This window comes from Streptomyces endocoffeicus, assembly GCF_016741935.1.
Taxonomy (GTDB): Bacteria; Actinomycetota; Actinomycetes; order Streptomycetales; family Streptomycetaceae; genus Streptomyces; species Streptomyces endocoffeicus.
The window spans coordinates 367096-386479 of record NZ_JAERRG010000004.1 but is presented as its reverse complement, the minus strand read 5'-3'; the positions used below and the strand labels follow the sequence as shown (position 1 = coordinate 386479).

The window sequence follows — 19384 nt, the reverse complement described above, 5'->3', positions numbered from 1 at the left end:
CTATGACCACCACTGTTGAGCCAACCGCTGTGGCCGCCGGCCGCGTCGCGCGGGTCATCGGCCCGGTCGTCGACGTGGAGTTCCCCGTCGACGCGATGCCGGACATCTACAACGCGCTGACCGTCGAGGTCGCCGACCCGGCCCAGGACGGGGCGAAGAAGACCCTGACCCTCGAGGTCGCGCAGCACCTCGGCGAGGGCCTGGTGCGCTCCATCTCCATGCAGCCCACCGACGGCCTGGTCCGCCAGGCCGCCGTGACCGACACCGGCGCCGGCATCACCGTGCCCGTCGGCGACGTCACCAAGGGCCGGGTGTTCAACACCCTCGGCCAGATCCTCAACGAGCCCGAGGCCGAGTCCGAGGTCACCGAGCGCTGGTCCATCCACCGCAAGGCCCCGGCCTTCGACCAGCTCGAGTCCAAGACCGAGATGTTCGAGACCGGTCTGAAGGTCGTCGACCTGCTGACCCCGTACGTCAAGGGCGGCAAGATCGGCCTGTTCGGCGGCGCGGGCGTCGGCAAGACCGTCCTCATCCAGGAAATGATCATGCGTGTGGCCAAGCTGCACGAGGGCGTTTCCGTGTTCGCCGGTGTCGGCGAGCGCACCCGTGAGGGCAACGACCTGATCGAGGAGATGGCCGAGTCCGGCGTGCTCCCGCAGACCGCGCTGGTCTTCGGCCAGATGGACGAGCCCCCGGGCACCCGGCTGCGGGTCGCCCTGGCCGGTCTGACCATGGCGGAGTACTTCCGCGATGTGCAGAAGCAGGACGTGCTGTTCTTCGTCGACAACATCTTCCGCTTCACCCAGGCCGGTTCCGAGGTCTCGACCCTGCTCGGCCGGATGCCCTCCGCGGTGGGCTACCAGCCGAACCTGGCCGACGAGATGGGCCTCCTCCAGGAGCGCATCACCTCGACCCGTGGCCACTCGATCACCTCGATGCAGGCGATCTACGTCCCCGCGGACGACCTGACCGACCCGGCCCCGGCCAACGTCTTCGCGCACCTCGACGCGACGACGACGCTCTCCCGGCCGATCTCGGAGAAGGGCATCTACCCGGCGGTGGACCCGCTGGACTCGACGTCCCGGATCCTGGACCCGCGCTACATCTCGCAGGACCACTACGACTGCGCCTCGCGCGTGAAGTCGATCCTGCAGAAGTACAAGGACCTCCAGGACATCATCAACATCCTGGGCATCGACGAGCTCGGCGAGGAGGACAAGCTCACCGTCTTCCGCGCCCGTCGTATCGAGCGCTTCCTGTCGCAGAACACCCACGCGGCGAAGCAGTTCACCGGTCTCGACGGATCGGACGTGCCGCTGGACGAGTCCATCGCCGCGTTCAACGCGATCGCCGACGGTGAGTTCGACCACTTCCCCGAGCAGGCGTTCTTCATGTGTGGTGGCCTGGACGACCTCAAGGCCAAGGCCAAGGAGCTGGGCGTCTCCTGAGCCCGGTAGCTCCGCGAGAGGGGTGGGCCCGGTCCCGCCCCTCTCCGTACGCCCGTTATTCTTTGACGAAAGCCCTGCCCGACCCGGCAGGGAGAGACCCGAGGAGCCACGTTGGCTGCTGAGCTGCATGTCGAGCTGGTCGCGGCGGACCGTAGTGTCTGGTCCGGTGCGGCCACCTTGGTCATCGCGCGCACCACATCGGGTGACATCGGCGTCATGCCCGGCCACCAGCCGCTGCTCGGTGTGCTGGAGTCCGGCCCGGTGACCATCCGTTCGGTCGACGGCGGGACGGTCGTGACCGCGGTGCACGGTGGGTTCATCTCGTTCTCGGACGACAAGCTCTCACTGCTGGCCGAGGTCGCGGAGCTGTCCGACGAAATCGATGTGAAGCGCGCGGAGCGGGCGCTGGAGCGTGCCAAGTCGGAGGCGGACGCCGCCGCCGAGCGGCGCGCCGACGTCCGGCTGCGCGCGGTGGCGGGAGCGCACTGAGCCTGTCACGTACGGTCGGAAAACCTCAGCCGCGGACCTCGCTGGAGCTCCCCTTCAGCGGTCCGCGGCTGAGGCGATGCAGGTGCGGTTTTTCCGGATGACGCGAGGAGGTCGGTGAAGATGGTCCTCGCTCTGCTTGTGGGCGGCGTGGTCGTCGCGCTGGTGGTGGTGGGACTCTTCGTCTTCGGTCTCCGGCGGCGGCTGATCCAGCGGTCCGGCGGAACCTTCGACTGCTCGCTGCGCTGGGATCCACCGCCCAGCGAATCCGAGCCCAGCGGCAAGGGCTGGGTGTACGGCGTCGCTCGCTACAACGGTGACCGCGTCGAGTGGTTCCGGGTCTTCTCCTACGCGCCGAGGCCCCGGCGAATCCTGGAGCGCGCCTCGATCGAGGTGCTGGAGCGGCGCACCCCCAAGGGCGAGGAGGAGCTGGCGCTGCTCTCCGACGCGGTGGTGCTCGCCTGCCGGCACGGCGGCACCCGGCTGGAGCTGGCCATGAGCGACGACGCCCTGACCGGCTTTCTGGCCTGGCTCGAGGCCGCGCCCCCCGGCCAGCGCGTCAACGTGGCCTGAGCAAGCCACGACGACGCCGCGGTCGGCCGACGACACATCGACATCGCGGCACTCCCCGCGGTGCGCTCAGCGCACGCCCAGTTCCTGGGCCAGTACCGCGGCCTGGACCCGGCTGCGCAGCTCCAGCTTGTTCAGCAGTCGGCTGACATGTGTCTTCACCGTCGCCTCCGCCATGGTGAGCCGCTGCGCGATCTGCGCGTTCGACAGCCCCTGCCCCAGACAGGCCAGCACCTCCCGTTCCCTCGGGGTGAGCGTGGCGAGCGCCTCGGGGCTGGGGGTGGTGGGGGAGGGGGCGGGCTGCGGCCGGGCGAATTCCGCGATCAGACGGCGGGTGACCGCGGTGGCGATCATGCCCTCGCCGCGCCCCACCGTACGGACCGCCTCGATCAGATCGGCCGCCTCGCTGTCCTTGAGCAGGAACCCGGAGGCGCCCGCGCGCAGCGCCCCGAAGACGTACTCGTCCAGGTCGAACGTGGTCAGCACCAGCACATCGGCCAGCTGCTCGGCGACCACCTGGCGGGTGGCGGACACCCCGTCCAGCCGGGGCATCTGGACGTCCATGAGCACCACATCGGGGCGCAGCGCCCGGGCCATCTCCACCGCCTGGAGGCCGTCCACCGCCTCGCCGACCACCTCGACATCGGGGGCGGACCGCAGTATCAGCACCAGCCCGGAGCGGACCGCGCTCTGGTCCTCGGCGACCAGAACCCGGATCCGCTCGGACGCGGTACCCGAGGGCGGGGCGGGCTGGGTCACGGTGGCTCCTGGTCGTCGAAGGGTCATGGTCGTCGAAGGGTCACGGCACACTCTGCGCGCTCTCGTCACCGCGGGGCAGCGCGGCCCGCACCCGCCACACCGTGCCCCGGGGTCCGGTGACGGGTCCGGCGTCGAGCGTGCCGCCGAGCAGGGACACCCGCTCGCGCATCCCGATCAGCCCGGTGCCGGAGCCGGGCGCCCGGGGGCCCTCGCGGTCGCCGTACGGGCTGATCACGCTGACCTCGAGCGGGCCGTCCGCGCGGTGCGCCAGCGTCACGTCCACCCGGCCGGGTGCGGCGTGCTTGAGGGCGTTGGTGAGCGACTCCTGGACGATGCGGTACGCGGCGAGCTCGACCGGGGCGGGCAGCGGGGCGGCGCCGTCCGGCCGCTCGTCGCACAGGACGATGTCCTGGCCGCCGGGGCGCGCGTTGGTGCGGGCCTGCTCCAGCAGGGTGTCGAGCGCGTCGAGGGTGGAGGTGGCGGCCGGTTCCGAGGTGTCCCCGGGGTCCCGTAGCAGCCCGATCAGCCGGCGCATCTCGGTCAGGCCCCGCACGCTGTTCTCCCTGATGACGCCGAGTGCCTCGTCGGTCGCGGCGGGGTCCTTCAGGGAGAGCGCGGCGCTGGAGTGGATGGCGATGGCCGACAGGTGGTTCGCCACCATGTCGTGGAGTTCGCGCGCCATCCGGGAGCGCTCGGAGGCGACCGCCTCCCGCCGGTCCAACTCGGCCAGCAGGGCGACGCGTTCCGCCTCCAGACGGGCGGCCGCGGCCTCTTCGCGGTGGTTGCGGACCACCGTCCCGGTCCACGCCGGGGTAAGGGTGAGCAGCGCGACGAACGGGCCGATCAGCAGCGTCACCGGGTTGCCGAAGATGGCCAGCGGCACCACGGTCGCCAGCCCCGTGATGAGCCCGCAGAGCTGCGGGATGCGCCGGGCGGCAAGGGGGCCGGAGTACATGACGGCCGCGTACACCAGGTCGGTGTAGATCAGGAACGTCACGGACAGCCCGCCGCTGAGGACGTCGATGCCGAGCGCGGCGGTCCCCACGCCCAGGGCGATGAGGGGCCTGGAGCGCCGCAGCAGCACGGCCGCCGAGATCACGACCAGCGCGATCAGTCCCAGCGATCGGGGCGCGTGGAAGAACGGATGGTTGTTGCTCACCCCCAGCGCCCACATCAGGGCCCCGCCGAGCAGTCCGCAGAGGGCGATCAGAACGTCATGCCGGTGGGGACGCGGCAGTTGGGGACGGGACGGCATGGCACCCATCACACCACGTGGCGCGCCGCGCGGGCCTCCCTCTTGGGGCCGGGCCCGTCACCCGGCGGCGTACATCGAAGGATGCAGTCGGGTTTCATCGCCGACGACGACGCGCGGGCCCCGATCACCGGGAGAGGGTGGGACCAAGGGCAGAGCGAGAGAGGAAACATCGTGGTTGTCGCGCTGATCATCGCCTGTGAGGTCGGCTTCTGGGTGCTGTTGGCCATCGGCCTTCTGCTGCGCTACGTGGCGAACATGCCGAAGGCGAGCACCGTGGTGCTGCTGTGCGAGCCGCTGCTGGAGCTGGTGCTGTTCGTGACGACCGTGATCGACCTGCGGAACGGTGCCGAACCGGACTGGAAGCACGGCCTCGCCGCGGTCTATATCGGCTACTCGGCCGCGCTCGGCCATTCGACGATCAAATGGGTCGACGCCCGGGTGGCCCACCGCTTCTTCGGCGGGCCGCCGCCGGTCAAGCCCGCGAAGTACGGCGCGGGGAAGACCCTGCACGAGTGGAAGACCGCGGGCCGCTGGGTGCTGGCCGCGGTCATCGCCATCGCACTGCTCCAGGGCGCGATCTGGTACGTCGGCGACGACGGTGAGATCGGCTCGCTGCGCGACTGGCAGCAGAAGATGCTGTTCCTGATCGGTATCAACGTGGTCATCGCGCTCAGCTACACGCTCTTTCCCAAGCGGGAGCGCTCCGCGTCGTCTGCCCGCTAACCCCCGTAACGGGCAGACGACGCAGGGCCCCGCCCCGCCCCGTCGGCCCCGGCGACGCGCGATACGCGCGGCCGGGCCGGCGGGGCTCGTGGTTTTCAGCGGTTCTCGCCCGGGACCCACAGGACGTCGCCGACCTCCTTGTTGGCCGAGCGGGCCAGGATGAACAGCAGATCCGAGAGCCGGTTGAGATAGGTGGCGGTGAGCGCGTTCATCGAGTCCCCGTGCTCGGTGAGCGCCGCCCAGGTGGAGCGCTCGGCGCGACGCACCACCGTGCACGCCTGGTGCAGCAGTGCCGCGCCCGGGGCGCCGCCCGGGAGGATGAAGCTGCGCAGCTTCTCCAGCCCCTCCAGGAAGTGGTCGCAGTCCGCCTCCAGTTTGTCGACATAGCCCTGCTCCACGCGCAGCGGCGGATGGGCGGGGTCCGCCACCACCGGTGTGCACAGGTCCGCGCCCACGTCGAACAGGTCGTTCTGGACGCGGACCAGCACCTTGACGATCTCGGCGGGCAGTTGGCCCAGTGCGATGGCCACCCCGATCGCGGCGTTCGCCTCGTTGGCGTCGGCGTACGCGCCGATCCGCGAATCGGTCTTGGCGGTGCGGCTCATATCGCCGAGGGCGGTGGAGCCCGTGTCGCCGGTACGCGTATAGATGCGGGTGAGATTGACCATGGCTCCGAGCCTACGCGGCGGTCCTACGCTCCGGCCCGCTGGAAGAGCCGCGCCCCGAGGGTGACGGCCACGGCCGCGAGCGCGGTGGCGACCAGCGCGGCCAGCGCGATCTTCCCGTCCCCGTACTCCCCGGCGAAGGCGGCCCGCACCCCGTCCACGAAATAGCGGAACGGAACGAAGTGCGAGGCGATGTCGAGCCAGCGGGGCCCGAGCGACATCGGCAGCAGAATCCCGGACAGCAGCATCGCGGGCATGGTGACGGAGTTGATGACCGGCGCGAACCCCTGCGGCGAGGACACCCGCATCGCCAGCGCGTAGGAGAGCGAGGCGAGCGAGATCGTCAGCACGCCGACGAAGACGAAGCCGATCGCCACGCCCAGCACCGGGGCGCGCAGCCCGAGCGCCACGGCGACGCACACCAGCGCCAGGGACTGCGTCAGCAGCAGTACGACGTCCTTGAGCACCCGGCCCATCAGCAGCGCCAGCCGGCTGACCGGGGTGACCCGCATCCGCTCGATGACGCCCGTACGGCGCTCGAGGATCAGCCCGATCCCGGTGAACGAGGCGCTGAACAGGCCGAGTTGGACGAGGATGCCGGGGACGATGGTCTGCCAGGAGCCGGCCCGGCCGCCGAGCGGCAGATCGGTGAGCAGCGGGCCGAAGAAGACGAGGAAGAGCAGCGGCTGGACCATCCCGAAGATCAGGGCGGGTTTGGAGCGCAGCGTCTGGCGGGCGTAGCGGCCGAATATCAGGGCCGTGTCGGAGACGAGATGAGGCATCGGGCCTTCCTCCGGGGCTTGGGGGCAGGTGTCCTGGTCAGACGGCGAGCGGGGCGGGGTTCCGGGGTGCGGTGCCGCGCCCGGTGATGGCGATGAAGGCGTCCTGGAGGGTGGCGTCCGGTGCGCCGCCGTGCTCGGCCTTGAGCCGCTCCGCCGTCCCCTCGGCGGCCACCAGGCCCTGGTCGACGATGACCAGCCGGTCGGACAGCGCCTCCGCCTCGTCCAGGTAGTGGGTGGTCAGGAAGACCGTCATGCCGCGCTCGGCGCGCAGCCGGCGGATCAGCTGCCAGAGGTCGGCGCGGCTGCCGGGGTCGAGCCCGGTGGTCGGCTCGTCCAGGAAGAGGACCTCGGGCCGGTGGACCAGGCCGAGGGCGATGTCCAGCCGCCGCCGCTGGCCGCCGGAAAGTGCGGCGCAGGGGCGGTCCAGCAGCTCGGCCAGGCCCAGGTCCCGGGCCAGCTCCCCGGCGCGGGCGGTCGCCTCGGCCCTGCCCATCCGGTAGAGCCGCCCCTGGGTGACCAGTTCCTCCCGTACGGAGACGGTCGGATCGACCCCGCCGGACTGGGCCACATAGCCGATCCGCCGGCGCACCCCGGCCGGATCGCGGGCGAGGTCGTGCCCGGCGACGGTGGCGCTGCCGCCGGTGGGCGGGAGCAGCGTGGTGAGCATGCGCAGCGTGGTGGTCTTGCCCGCTCCGTTGGGTCCGAGGAAGCCGAGGATCTCACCGCGCTCGACGGTCAGGTCGATACCGCGCACGGCTGCCACGGGGCCGCGTTTGGTCCGGAAGGTGCGGGTGAGGCCATTCGTCGTGATGACTGCCATGGGACCCAGAAAAACAGAGCCGCACCAATTTTGCAATCACCCCAAAAATCAAGGATCCCCAGCGAAGCTAGGATGAGGCCATGGCGGAAGGACTCAGGGAGCGGAAGAAACGGCAGACCAAGCAGCACATCTCGGACGTCGCGACCGGGCTGTTCATGGCGCGCGGCTTCGAGGCGGTCACGATCGCGGAGATCGCCGAGGCGGCCGAGGTCTCCGTCAACACGGTCTACAACTACTTCCCGACCAAGGAGGACCTCTTCGTCGACCGCGAGGAGGAGGTCGTCGACCGCCCCTCCCGGCTCGTACGGGAGCGCGCGGCCGGACAGTCGGCGGCGCGGGCGCTGATGGACCAGCTGCGCCAGGACATCCGCGAACGGCACGCCTACGTCGGGCTGAGCGAGGGCTACGACCGGTTCCGGCAGGTCATCGTGGCGTCCCCGACGCTGATGGCCAGGCTCTTCGCCATCCAGGGCAAGGCGGTCCACCAGCTCGGGGTCACCCTGCGCGAGGAGGCCGCCGCCGACCCCGGGGACCCCAGACCCGAGTTCATCGCCCACCAGCTCGTCGGGTTGCAGAACGCGGTGCTGCGCTCGATCATCCACGGGCTCGCGGAGGGCGGCGGTGTGGACGCCGTCGCCGAGGACGCCCTCCGTAAGGTCGACGTCATGGAGTCGCTCCTGAGCGACACGGTCCTCAACTATGCGGCGAAGAACACACCGTGACGCGCGTTACGAGGGGCTGCCCGCGGGGGTGAACGGACGTTAAGGTCCGGCACATCGGACTGTCGACAGATCAGACGGACTGCCGGCGGAACGGACGGAAACTACCGAACAGAGGGGTGTGTGTCGTGGCCAAGAAGCTCGTGGTCATCGGAGCCGGACTCATGGGGTCCGGTATCGCGCAGGTCTCGGCCCAGGCCGGCTGGGACGTGGTGCTGCGCGATGTGACCGACGAGGCGCTGCGGCGCGGCACGGACACCATCCGGGCCTCGTACGACAAGTTCGTCTCCAAGGGCAAGCTGGAGGCGGAGGAGGCCGAACGGGCGCTGGGCCGGATCACCACCACGACCGACCTGGACGCCGCCGCCGACGCGGATGTCGTGGTGGAGGCGGTCTTCGAGAAGATCGAGGTCAAGCGGGAGATCTTCCGCACCCTCGATGAACTGGTCAAGGACGACACGATCCTGGCCTCGAACACCTCGGCCATCCCGATCACCAAGATCGCCGCGGCCACCCGGCGCCCGGAGCGGGTCGTCGGCACCCACTTCTTCTCGCCGGTGCCGATGATGCGGCTGTGCGAGCTGGTGCGCGGGCACAAGACGAGCGACGAAACCCTGGCCGCCGCACGGGAGTTCGCGGAGGGCGTCGGCAAGACCTGTATCGTCGTCAACCGCGATGTCGCGGGTTTCGTCACCACCCGGCTGATCTCCGCCCTCGTGGTGGAAGCGGCGAAGCTGTACGAGTCCGGGGTCGCCACGGCCGAGGACATCGACACCGCCTGCAAGCTGGGGTTCGGCCATGCGATGGGACCCCTTGCGACGGCCGACCTGACCGGCGTGGACATCCTGCTGCACGCCACCGACAACATCTACACCGAGTCGCAGGACGAGAAGTTCGCGCCGCCGGAGATCATGCGCCGGATGGTCGATGCGGGGGACATCGGCCGGAAGAGCGGCGAGGGCTTCTACCGCTACTGAGGGCCTTGGTGCGGCGCCAGGCCCAGAACTCACCCTCCTGGGTGATTTCGGTATCGGTTCGCTTACAGACGGCAACTTCCTCGTGTGAGAGGCAGTCAGTTCTGTAGACAGAAATGGCGCATTGACGACACGACGCACCGTATTGGGGAGCGCATATGCACATCAGGGGCGACCACGCCGAGCTGGTCGTCGGGGGCCGACTGGACGTCCGGAGCGCGGCGGACGCCCGTACGGCCCTGCACACCGCCGTCGACAGGGGCGGCGGGGATCTCGTCCTCGACCTCACCGAACTGGACTCCTGGGACGCCACCGGGCTCGGGGTGATCATGGGTGCGCACCGCCGCGCGGGCCGGGTGGGCAGACGGCTGGTGCTGCGCGGGGTGCCGCCCCAGATGCAGCGGCTGCTGGTGGCCACCCGGCTGCACCGCATCCTCGCGATCGAAGGCGGGCTGGAGGCCGAGTCCCTGCCGCGTGTCTGAGCGGCGGGGACCGCCCGCCCCGGGGGCGGTCGGCTACCCGGTCGGTTACCCGGGGTGGCGTGGGCCCCCTCCGGCGCGGTGGATACTGTGAGCAGGTCCAGGCCGTCTGATACGGCCCGGGGTTCGGTGAGCGCCGGACACATTCCCTACGGCGGCACCGGACCAGAAGCGAAGGCAGGCCGGGGAGCCTTGGAGCACGCCACGCATCTGGGGGGCAAGGACAGTGGACCCGAAGAACCGCGGATCGCAGGAGCACGGCCACGACGAGGCCGCGCCGGGTGCGGCTTCCGGTGCGTCGCGTGCGGCGGATGGCCCGGACGACGGCTCGTCGCCGCGCCCGCCGGGGCCGACGGGGGACGTACCGACGCCCCCGCTGGGCGCCCCGGTGCCCGGCGCGTCCGCCTCCCCGCCCTCCTCCGCCTCGTCGTCCGCTTCCTCCGCCTCCTCCACTTCCTCCGCGCCCGCCTCCGCCTCCGCCTCCCCGGCCCGCACCGCGCGCATCGTCGCGGGTGACCATCTGCTGACGGTCAACCCCGTCGACGGCAGCGAGATAGCACCCTGCCCGCCCGGTGCGCGCCCCGCCCGTCCCGAGCGCCACGACCCCGACGAACGGGCCGAGCTGCGCCGCGCCGCCGCCGCGCCCCGCCCGTCCGGCACCGTCCTGCCCGAGCTGCCGGTGCTGGAGCGCGACGAGGAGCGGGACCGGCTCGCCCGGCTGCTCGCCCGCGGCCGCTCGGTGCGGGTCACCGGGCCCTCCGGCGCCGGGCGCAGCACCCTGCTGGAGGCCGTCGCCTCCGACTGCGAGCAGCTCGCGCCCGACGGTGTCGTACGCCTCTCCGGCTACCACCGCACCCCCACCGACCTCCTCCACGACCTCTACGCCGCCGTCCTCAGCGCCCCGCTCCACCGGCCGGACCGCGCGGAGCTGCTGGCGGCGGTCCAGGAGATCGGCGCGGTCGTCGTCCTCGACGACATCGAGTTCGGCGGCGCCGCGCTGGACGAGTTCCTCGACGCGACCCCCGAATGCGCGTTCCTGATCTCCGCCACCCCCGATGTCCCGGCGCCGTCCCCCGACTCCCACCTGGAGGAGGTCTTCCTCTCCGGGCTCAGCCGTACGGCCGGACTCGAACTGCTCGAGCGGGCCGCACGACGGCCCCTGGACGAGGACGAGGCGAGCTGGGCCGCGGACCTGTGGTTCGAGTCCGAGGGGCTGCCGCTGCGCTTCGTCCAGGCGGGCGCGCTGCTGCGGCAGCGGGACGCCCAGCGGGACGCCGAGGGTGACGCCCACCGGGACGCCCACCGGGACGCCCGGCGCGACGCCCACCAGGACGCCCGGCGCGACGCCCAGGGCGACGACGCCTCCGCGCCGGAGGCCGGGATCCCGCTGCCCTCGATCGCCGAGGCGGCGTCCCCCGCCGCGCTGCTCGCCGCCCGGCTGAGCGGGGCGGCTCAGGACACGCTGCGCTTCGCGGTCGCGCTCGGCGGCGAATGCCCGCACCAGGTGCATCTGCGCGCCCTGTCCGCGGACACCCACGCCGACGCGGCCCTCGGCGAACTGCTCGGCTGCGGCCTCGTCACCCCGGCCGGATCGCACTACCGGCTGGCGGCGCGCGTCACCGCCCAGCTCGCGGAGGCGGGCTACGCCGACGAGGACGCCGAGCGCGCGCACACCGTCGCCCAGCACTACGCCTGGTGGGCCGCACACCCCTCGGTGGCCCCCGAGCGCGTCGCCGCCGAGGCCGACGCGATCCTCGCGGCGATGACCGCGCTCATCGGCAGCCGCGAGGCGGGCCACGCCGACGCCGCCGTACTCCTGGGCCGCGCCGCCGCGCCCGCCCTCGCCGCGGCGCTGCACTGGGGCGCCTGGGAGCGCGCGGTGCGGCACGGCCAGGAGGCCGCGCGGCTGGCGGGGCAGGTCGCGGACGAGGCGTACTTCCACCACGAGCTGGGCGTCCTCGCGCTGTGCACGGGCCATCTGGACCGGGCCCGCGCCGAACTGGAGGCGTCCATCGGGCTGCGGGGCGTCCTCGCGGACAAGCGGGGCACGGTCGCGGGCCGCCGCGCGCTGGCGCTGGTCGCCGACCGCTCGCCCGGCTCGGCGATGGCCGGGGCGTTCGGGACGAGCGGTGGGAACCGTAAGGACGACGCGGCGCCCCCGGCGGCCGACGGAGCGCCGGACGACACCGAGACCACGATCGTCACCCCGAAGGTGGCGACAACGACGCCGATGGCCGCCATAGGCAGCACGGCGCCGACAACGGCGGTGACTGCGGCGGCGACGACGGCGGCGACGACGGCGGTGACCGCGGTGGTCCCGTCCGCCTCCCGGACCTCCGTGGCGGCCCCCGCCACCCCCACGGCCCCCACCGCCGCCTCCGCCCCCGCCGGGCCCTCGGGCGGCAAGCCGGGCGGTCTGCGGCGGCTGGCGATGCACGGCGGCCGGCGCAATGTGGTCGCGGCGGCCGCGGGTGTGCTGCTGGTGGCCGTGCTCGGCACCGTGGTGACCCTGGGCATCTCGGGGAACGACTCCGACAGCCCGTCCGACAAGGTCAAGCCGGACCGTTCGGCCAGTCAGCGGGACGACGACAAGGGCCTGACCGCCGACGAGCCCACAAGCGGCACCAGCCAGGCCCCCCAGCCGGGCCTCAGCGGGGTGCCGAAGGCGTCCACGTCCCCGACCGCGCCGAGCGGCAGCGGCTCGCCCAGCGGCTCCACGGCGCCCAGCGGCCCGTCGTCCACGAGCGGCTCGCCCTCGGACACCGAGCAGCCGCCCTCGCCGCCGTCCTCGCACCCCACGACCTCCGACCCGCGGCCGACGACCAAGCCGCCGACGAGCAGGCCGCCGACGCCGACCGGCGAGCCCACCAAGCCGACGCCCACGACGTCGTCCCCGACCACGACCCCCACCGGGGACACCTCCACCACCGCGAGCGCCCCCACGACCCACACGGCGCCGAGCACGGCCACGCCGGTCGCGTAGCGGGGGAAGGGCGTACGGGGGCCGGATCACGCCAGGGGGCGCGCCGCGCCAGTGGCGTGATGTGCTCGGCGCGGGGGTGTCCGGACGCCTGCGGCGGACTGTCCCCCACCCCGCCCCTCCCCGAAACTGGTGCTCCGCCCCAGACCCCGGCCCCGGGCTCCGCCCCAGACCCCGGATGGGGGCTCTGCCTAAGGTCCCGGATCGGGGTTCTGCCCCAAGTCCCGGGCGGGGGCTCCGCCCGAGGTCCCGGGTGGGGGCTCTGCCCTACGCCCCGCACCGGAGCGGCCCGAGACCTCGGGGTCCAGGGGCGAAGCCCTTGCCGCGCGGCGGAGCCGCAGATCGATGCTGCGGGAAGGGGCGGGGAGGGGAAAGTGCCGCTGTGCGGCTTCGCCGGGCGCCTCGTCGGGGCCCGGCTTCGAGGGCCGGGGGTGAGGTCGTACGACGGCAAGGGGGCCGGGGCCTCGCGGCCCCGCCCCCCCCGCGTCGGAGCGGGTCCCGCGTCAGAAGAGCCGGAGCTTGTCGTCCTCGATGCCCCGTAGCGCGTCGTAGTCCAGCACCGCACAGCCGATGCCCCGGTCCGTGGCGAGGACGCGCGCCTGGGGCTTGATCTCCTGGGCGGCGAAGATGCCCTTCACCGGGGCGAGGTGCGGGTCCCGGTTGAGGAGTTCGAGATAGCGGGTGAGCTGCTCGACACCGTCGATCTCACCACGGCGTTTGATCTCCACGGCGACCGTCGCCCCGTCCGCGTCGCGGCAGAGAATGTCCACGGGGCCGATGGCGGTGGGGTATTCACGCCGAATAAGCGTCCAGCCATCGCCAAGTGTCTCGATACGATCGGCGAGCAGCTCCTGCAGATGGGCCTCGACACCGTCCTTGATCAGGCCAGGGTCGACGCCGAGTTCATGCGAGGAGTCATGGAGGACCTCCTCCATGGTGATGATGAGCTTCTCGCCCGCCTTGTTCACGACCGTCCACACATCGTCGTCGCCTTCCTTCAGCGTGCACGGCGGAGACATCCAGTTGAGGGGTTTGTAGGCCCTGTCGTCCGCGTGGATGGACACACTGCCGTCGGCCTTGACCAGGATCAGACGGGGTGCCGAGGGGAGGTGGGCGGTGAGGCGGCCGGCGTAGTCCACCGAGCACCGGGCGATGACGAGACGCATGGTCGGCAACGCTACTCGACCACCACCGCCGCACGCGATTCGTCCGTCGATGGACCCCTTCGCCGATGGCTGGTTGTGTGCCCATTCTCCTGGTGCGGGCGCAGTGGCCGAATTACCGTTGAAGCGGGCGGTCGTCGGACGGGTACGCTGCGTCGCCGTCCGCCCTTCCCATCCCTGAGACCCCGCGCGCGGGGTCGCGAGAGGAGAACCCATGTCGCTCGACGTCTCACCGGCCCTGCTCGAACAGGCCGAGCGAGGCGAGGTCGACGAAGCGGCCTTCGTCGACTGCGTCCGGAACTCCCTACCGTACGCATGGGAGATGATCAGCTCGCTGGTGGCCCAGCTGAAGGTGGACGGCGGGGAGTTCGCCGACAACCAGACGCCGCCGCCCGACGAGCAGGCACGTGGTCAACTGCTCCGCGCACTCGCCAGCGACGCGATACGCGGCGCGCTGCAGCGTCACTTCGGGGTGCGGCTGGCCTTCCAGAACTGTCACCGGGTGGCGGTCTTCCCGATGGACGCATCGGCCGACGAGCGCCTCGCCCGCTTCACCTCGGTCCGGGGGCAGCTGCTCAACCAGTCACCCGAACTCCGCGACTGCTGACGGGACGTCCCGCTGCCGCTCCACCAGGGGGAGGTGTATCAGCGCAGGAGCGGCAGCACCTCACCACCGAGCCGTCGTACGTTCTCCTCCGTGGCCGCCAGATCGCCCGACCCCTCGACCAGCAGCGCGAACCGGTGGATCCCGGTGCGCTCGGCGGTCGCCGCCAGCCGGTCGGCGCACAGCCGCGGCGAGCCCACCGGGTGCAGCTCGCACAGCAGCTCCGCGTAGGCCACCGGGTCGCGCATCCGGCGCTCCCGGCCGTCGACCGTCACATGCGCCTCAAGACCCTGCCGCAGCCAGCCGGGCATCGCCTTGGTCAGGATCTCGGCCGCCGCGGGGCGGGTGTCCGCGATCTGCACCACCCCGGCCGAGACATGGCGCGCCGCCACCGCCTCGACGTGCTCCGGTGAACGGCCCGCCGCCAGCGCGGACTTCCGCCACAGGCCGACCACCTCGGCCTTCTCCTCGTCCCCGCAGTGCATGCCGAGCAGCATGGGCAGCCCGCGCTCGGCGGCCAGCCGCACACTGGTGGGCGAGGTGCAGGCGACGACCACCGGCGGGGCGCCCACCACCGGCCCGGCGAGGGCGTCGTCGGGGCGCGGCACCACCGCCACCTCGCGGAAGGCGAACCGCTCGCCGTCCGCCCCCACCCGGGGCTCGCGCAGCCAGCGCAGCAGCAGATCGAGCGATTCGGGGAAGCCCTGCTCGTACGCCCGCAGACCCGAGCCGAAGACCTCGAGGTCCACCCAGGGTCCGCCGCGGCCGACACCCAGCGTGAACCGGCCCCCGGAGAGGAGATGGAGCAGTGCCGCCTGCTCACCCAGCGCGACGGGATGCGCGGTCGGCAGTACGCTCACCGCCGTACCGACGCCGATCCGGCGGGTGCGTCCCAGCAGCAGCGCGGCGAGGGTGACCGCGGACGGGCAGACGCCGTACGGAACGAAGTGGTGCTCGGCGACCCAGACCGCGTCCAGCCCGGTCTCCTCGGAGAGCTCGGCCGACCGCACCGCCCGGTGCAGCGCCTCCTCCTGTCCCTGGCCTGGGAATTGAGCGGCCAGGATGAAAGCCCCCACATCCATCGTGAACCTGCCTCCTTGTCGCGGCTGAAGTGCCGGCGCGGGCATCCCCCCATAGGCATTAACGCCTGACACGTGCCAAGGGCACGGCCAGGCATGAAGTTTTCATGATGATCAGAGGACGGGTGTGGACGACGGCTTTCCCGGAGGGTGACCGTAGCGCGTACGCTGGTCACAGCCCGTTAGCTCCAAGCTCTGTCGAGGTGCCCCGTGTCTCCACGCCGAAACCGCTCGCGAGGCGGCGAGAAGCCCGTCGGCCACGAGAGCACGGACCGTTATGGCCTCGACCGCATGGAGACCTGGCAGGGGGAGGAGTGGGTGGTCCGGCAGGTGGGCGGCGGGGCGGCCGCCAAGCACTACCGCTGCCCGGGCTGCGACCAGGAGATTCCGCCGGGGGTGGCGCATGTGGTCGCCTGGCAGCAGCACATGGGCGCGGACGACCGGCGCCACTGGCACAAGGCATGCTGGAACGCACGGGACCGCCGGAGCGCGAAGCTCCAGCGGTCCCGTAACGCACCGCGACATTGACTCGAGCGCGGTACGTCCGGCTCGGGCGCCGCGTATCGGGCTCGGGCGCCGCGTATCCGGCTCAGGCGCCACGTATCCGGTGCGGGCCGGCCCCACGAGCCTTACATCCCGCGAGCCCTACACGTCGCGCTTCTCCAGCAGCACATAGGCGGCGATCATCGCTGCCGCCGTGACTCCGGCCAGTCCCCACAGCTGGGGCCAGCCGCTGTTCAGGCTCTCGTCGATCCGGAAGAGGGAGGCGAGCGCCTGGGGCGAGGAGTACTCCTGCATCTTCTCCCCCAGCTCGCGGAGGCTGTCCGACATCATCAGGAACGCGGGGAGGATGGCCGGGAGCAGCACCACACCGAGCATCGCGGTGATCGCGCCCGCGGAGTGCCGCAGCATGGAGCCGACGGCCAGCGAGAGCAGCCCCAGCAGCGACACATAGAGCCCCGCGCCGACCGTCGAGCCCAGGAGCTGGTCACTCGTCGGCTCCTGGACACCCGGACCGCTGTGCATCCCGGTACTGGCGAAGGCCACCAGCGCGAGCGCGAGGGTCGTGGTGGTGAACGAGAGGGTGAAGAACACCAGCGCCTTGGCGGTGAGCACCCGGGAGCGCTGCGGGGAGGCGGTGAGGGTGGTCCGGATCATCCCGGTGCCGTACTCGGAGGTGATCACGAGCACCCCGAGGGTGACGATGCACAGCTGGCCGAGCAGGGTGCCGAAGAACCCGGGGAGGGTGGTGGGGACGGTCTGGTAGTCGCTGTCGCTGGTGCTCGCCGACACCAGGAGGCCGATCCCGGCCACCAGCCCGACCATCACGCTCAGCGTCCAGATCGTGGAGCGCACCGACTTGATCTTGGTCCACTCGGAGGCGAGGGCATTGCCGAGGTGGGTCTGGCGGACCGGGATCGGCGAGGTGTACGGGCCGACACCGGCGTACGGCTGCGACGGAGGCCCGGAGGGCACCGGCTGGTGCGGGGCCGCCTGCGGCGGCATCTGTGGTGGCATCTGCGGAGGACCGCCCTGCGGGGGGCCTTGCGGGGGGACGGGCGCCTGGTACTGCTGCTGGTACGGGGTGGTCATCGGGCGTCCTCGGTGTCGCTCTTGGTCAGATCGGCGGGGGCGGACGGCGCCGCGGGCGGCTGAGCCGGGGGAGCGGTGGGCGGCATCGAGGGAGCCGCCGGTGCGGTGGGCATCGGGGCGCCCGGGGTGTGCGGGGCGCCCGGGGCGTGCTGGTGTGGCGGGGCCGGGGGTTCGGCGTAGCCCGGCAGCATGGTCCCCGGCGGGAAGCCCACCTGCTGTGCCGGGGCGCCCGGCGCATAGCCGTACGGTCCGCCCTGCGGCACCGCGCCCGGCATCTGCTGCTGCAGTGCGGCGCGCTCGTCGGTGGTCGAGCGGTAGTCCACCGCGCCCTGAGTCATCCGCATGTACGCCTCTTCCAGCGACGCCTGGTGCGGGGAGAGCTCCCACAGCCGGACGTCCGCGCCATGCGCCAGATCGCTGATGCGCGGCAGCGGCAGCCCGGTCACCCGCAGCGCGCCGTCCTGCTCCGGCAGCACCTGGCCGCCCGCCTCGCTCAGCGCGGCGGTCAGCTTCTCGCGCTGCCCCGGGTCGCCCTCGGGGGTGCGGACGCGAGCGAAGTCCGCGGAGTTGTAGGAGATGAAGTCCTTGACGCTCATATCGGCGAGCAGCTGCCCGCGCCCGATCACGATCAGATGGTCGGCGGTGAGCGCCATCTCACTCATCAGATGGCTGGAGACGAAGACGGTGCGGCCCTCGGAGGCCAGCTGCTTCATGAAGTTGCGGACCCAGAGGATGCCCTCGGGGTCCAGGCCGTTGACCGGCTCGTCGAAGAGCAGCACCTGCGGGTCGCCGAGGAGGGCGGCCGCGATGCCCAGGCGCTGGCCCATGCCGAGCGAGAAGCCCTTGGAGCGCTTGCGCGCCACGTTCTGGAGGCCCACCACGCCCAGCACCTCGTCCACCCGGCGGGCCGGGATGCCGGACAGCTGGGCCAGGCAGAGCAGGTGCTGGCGGGCGCTGCGGCCGCCGTGCACCGCCTTGGCGTCGAGCAGCGCGCCCACCTGGCGGGGGGCGTTGGGGAGTTTGCGGAACGGGTAGCCGCCGACCGTGACATGGCCGGCGGTGGGCTCGTCGAGGCCCAGGATCATCCGCATGGTGGTGGACTTGCCCGACCCGTTGGGTCCGAGAAAGCCGGTGACGGCGCCTGGCCTCACCTGGAAGGACAGGTTGTACACGGCCGTCTTGGCGCCGTAGCGCTTCGTCAGACCGACTGCCTCGATCATTCTCCGCCCCTCATGAGCATGGGTCGGGCGTGCTCGCCCCCGATGAGGCTTAGGAGCCTAACGGCGTCTTGACGGTTCCCGTTACTCGGGAGATGAGAGGGCATCGTAACTCTTGGGGCCGCCGCACTCGCCGGGGCCGCCGCACTCGCCGGGGCCGCCGCACTCGCCGGGGCCGCCGTGCTGCCCGTCTTCCGGGCAGCGGAGGAGGTCGGGCTGCGGCAGCGCCCAGCCCTCCTCCTGGAAGATCCGGGTGCCGGTTCCGCGTACGGCGGGGTCGGCGCCCGCGCGGGTGACCCAGGCGCGGGGGTCCGGGCCGAGGAGTGCGCGCAGCCGTGGTGAGCCGGCGAGCAGGCGGGTGAGCAGGGCGCTCTGGTCGCCGCCGCCGGGGAGGGGGCGTTCGGTGCCGTCCGGGGACATCAGCACTCCGCGCTCGCCGACGTAGAGGTACGCGCCGCGGAGCCGCTCGCCGGACGGCATGACCATCGGGTACTGGCTGCCGGGCAGCAGGACGCGGCGGTAGTTGGGGTACTCGGTGGCGTCCACGGCCGCCAGCTGCTCGGCGTCCAGCCAGCTGATGACGAGCGGGGTACGGGCGCCGGGCGCCGTGTACGGGGCGGAGGCCACGTAGCCGTACCGGCCGATGTGGGCCGAGCAGCCGACCGCGATGCCGTGTACGTCGACCGGGACCATGGGGACGGCGGCCGGGTGGCCGGGGCGGGACAGCTTGTGGTGGAGCTGGGCGGGGGAGGCGTTGGAGCCGACCGCGATGACGGGGTGGCGGTGGGGGGTTGGGGGGTGGCCGAGGTGGGTGAGGACGGTGTCCAGCGGCTCTTGGGGGGCTTCGTTGTTGTCGGGGCTGTCGGGGCTGTCGGGGCGTGGGCTGACCGTCCAGGTGCCCAGGGGGCCTGGGGTGGGGGTGAGGTCCCAGAGCTCGCCGGTGGTGAGGAGGGTGGGGTGGGTGATGGGGCGGCCGGGGTAGGTGAGGGGTTGTTGGGCGGGGATGTCGGCGAAGCCGAGGGTTTTGAGGGTGCGGTCGGTCACGGGGGGTTGCCTGCCCCACCCCGC

Annotated in this window: 20 protein-coding genes; 10 read left to right on the top strand and 10 right to left on the bottom strand. The window is 72.1% G+C overall.

Annotation, left to right across the window (positions count from 1 at the left end):
* Window positions 1–2: 2 nt before the first annotated feature.
* From atpD to JK364_RS14240, 3 genes are all read left to right on the top strand, one after another.
* Window positions 3–1448, top strand: coding sequence for a F0F1 ATP synthase subunit beta (gene atpD / locus JK364_RS14250; RefSeq protein WP_121824841.1), 1446 nt, complete (start codon window positions 3–5; stop codon window positions 1446–1448).
* A 111-nt stretch (window positions 1449–1559) separates the two neighbouring features.
* A complete protein-coding gene (locus JK364_RS14245) occupies window positions 1560–1937 on the top strand; it encodes a F0F1 ATP synthase subunit epsilon (protein ID WP_046086211.1) in 378 nt (125 codons plus the stop codon).
* A 120-nt stretch (window positions 1938–2057) separates the two neighbouring features.
* A complete protein-coding gene (locus tag JK364_RS14240; RefSeq protein ID WP_198276172.1) occupies window positions 2058–2507 on the top strand; it encodes a DUF2550 domain-containing protein in 450 nt (149 codons plus the stop codon).
* A gap of 66 nt (window positions 2508–2573) precedes the next feature.
* Here the strand turns inward: JK364_RS14240 and JK364_RS14235 are convergent, their stop codons facing one another.
* A complete protein-coding gene (locus JK364_RS14235; protein ID WP_307841270.1) occupies window positions 2574–3263 on the bottom strand; it encodes a response regulator in 690 nt (229 codons plus the stop codon).
* Window positions 3264–3303: 40 nt separating this feature from the next.
* Window positions 3304–4518, bottom strand: a complete 1215-nt coding sequence (locus JK364_RS14230; RefSeq protein WP_201851274.1) for a sensor histidine kinase — start codon at window positions 4516–4518, stop codon at window positions 3304–3306.
* A gap of 171 nt (window positions 4519–4689) precedes the next feature.
* On the opposite strand from JK364_RS14230, the gene JK364_RS14225 reads away from it, so the two are divergent.
* Entirely contained in the window at window positions 4690–5241 is a 552-nt protein-coding gene (locus JK364_RS14225) for a hypothetical protein (protein WP_201851272.1), read from the top strand.
* Window positions 5242–5336: 95 nt separating this feature from the next.
* Here JK364_RS14225 and JK364_RS14220 read toward each other — a convergent pair whose 3' ends face one another.
* The 3 genes from JK364_RS14220 to JK364_RS14210 are packed head-to-tail and all read right to left on the bottom strand — an operon-like array spanning window position 5337 to window position 7508.
* The gene (locus tag JK364_RS14220; protein ID WP_201851270.1) at window positions 5337–5909 is read right to left on the bottom strand and encodes a cob(I)yrinic acid a,c-diamide adenosyltransferase; all 573 of its coding nucleotides are present in this window, start codon (window positions 5907–5909) and stop codon (window positions 5337–5339) included.
* A 23-nt stretch (window positions 5910–5932) separates the two neighbouring features.
* Window positions 5933–6688 carry an ABC transporter permease gene (locus JK364_RS14215; protein ID WP_201851268.1) on the bottom strand — a complete coding sequence of 252 codons (756 nt, stop codon included), beginning with the start codon at window positions 6686–6688 and terminating at the stop codon, window positions 5933–5935.
* A gap of 37 nt (window positions 6689–6725) precedes the next feature.
* A complete protein-coding gene (locus JK364_RS14210) occupies window positions 6726–7508 on the bottom strand; it encodes an ABC transporter ATP-binding protein (protein ID WP_201851266.1) in 783 nt (260 codons plus the stop codon).
* A gap of 80 nt (window positions 7509–7588) precedes the next feature.
* Here JK364_RS14210 and JK364_RS14205 point away from each other — a divergent pair, with 80 nt between their 5' ends.
* The 4 genes from JK364_RS14205 (at window position 7589) to JK364_RS14190 (ending at window position 12663) form a co-directional block, all read left to right on the top strand.
* Window positions 7589–8230 carry a TetR/AcrR family transcriptional regulator gene (locus JK364_RS14205; RefSeq protein WP_201851264.1) on the top strand — a complete coding sequence of 214 codons (642 nt, stop codon included), beginning with the start codon at window positions 7589–7591 and terminating at the stop codon, window positions 8228–8230.
* Window positions 8231–8355: 125 nt separating this feature from the next.
* Window positions 8356–9204 carry a 3-hydroxyacyl-CoA dehydrogenase family protein gene (locus JK364_RS14200; protein WP_201851262.1) on the top strand — a complete coding sequence of 283 codons (849 nt, stop codon included), beginning with the start codon at window positions 8356–8358 and terminating at the stop codon, window positions 9202–9204.
* A gap of 155 nt (window positions 9205–9359) precedes the next feature.
* Entirely contained in the window at window positions 9360–9683 is a 324-nt protein-coding gene (locus JK364_RS14195) for an STAS domain-containing protein (RefSeq protein ID WP_201851260.1), read from the top strand.
* A 223-nt stretch (window positions 9684–9906) separates the two neighbouring features.
* Window positions 9907–12663 (top strand): ATP-binding protein, encoded by a 2757-nt coding sequence (locus JK364_RS14190; protein WP_201851258.1) that lies wholly within the window; start codon window positions 9907–9909, stop codon window positions 12661–12663.
* Between the two features lie 500 nt (window positions 12664–13163).
* On the opposite strand, the gene nucS is transcribed toward JK364_RS14190, so the two are convergent.
* Window positions 13164–13826, bottom strand: a complete 663-nt coding sequence (gene nucS / locus JK364_RS14185; RefSeq protein ID WP_201851256.1) for an endonuclease NucS — start codon at window positions 13824–13826, stop codon at window positions 13164–13166.
* A gap of 211 nt (window positions 13827–14037) precedes the next feature.
* Here nucS and JK364_RS14180 point away from each other — a divergent pair, with 211 nt between their 5' ends.
* Entirely contained in the window at window positions 14038–14430 is a 393-nt protein-coding gene (locus JK364_RS14180) for an SCO5389 family protein (RefSeq protein WP_037951008.1), read from the top strand.
* Window positions 14431–14468: 38 nt separating this feature from the next.
* On the opposite strand, the gene JK364_RS14175 is transcribed toward JK364_RS14180, so the two are convergent.
* Window positions 14469–15509 (bottom strand): LLM class flavin-dependent oxidoreductase, encoded by a 1041-nt coding sequence (locus JK364_RS14175; RefSeq protein ID WP_201851255.1) that lies wholly within the window; start codon window positions 15507–15509, stop codon window positions 14469–14471.
* A 207-nt stretch (window positions 15510–15716) separates the two neighbouring features.
* Here JK364_RS14175 and JK364_RS14170 point away from each other — a divergent pair, with 207 nt between their 5' ends.
* Entirely contained in the window at window positions 15717–16034 is a 318-nt protein-coding gene (locus JK364_RS14170) for an Rv1322 family protein (protein ID WP_201851254.1), read from the top strand.
* A 117-nt stretch (window positions 16035–16151) separates the two neighbouring features.
* Here JK364_RS14170 and JK364_RS14165 read toward each other — a convergent pair whose 3' ends face one another.
* The 3 genes from JK364_RS14165 to JK364_RS14155 form a co-directional block, all read right to left on the bottom strand.
* Window positions 16152–17099, bottom strand: coding sequence for an ABC transporter permease (locus JK364_RS14165; protein WP_201851253.1), 948 nt, complete (start codon window positions 17097–17099; stop codon window positions 16152–16154).
* On the bottom strand, window positions 17096–18319 hold the full coding sequence (locus tag JK364_RS14160; RefSeq protein WP_201851252.1) for an ABC transporter ATP-binding protein: 1224 nt from the start codon (window positions 18317–18319) through the stop codon (window positions 17096–17098). Before JK364_RS14160 ends, JK364_RS14165 begins: the two co-directional genes overlap by 4 nt.
* Window positions 18320–18400: 81 nt before the next feature.
* On the bottom strand, window positions 18401–19360 hold the full coding sequence (locus tag JK364_RS14155) for a hypothetical protein (protein ID WP_201851246.1): 960 nt from the start codon (window positions 19358–19360) through the stop codon (window positions 18401–18403).
* Window positions 19361–19384: the final 24 nt, after the last annotated feature.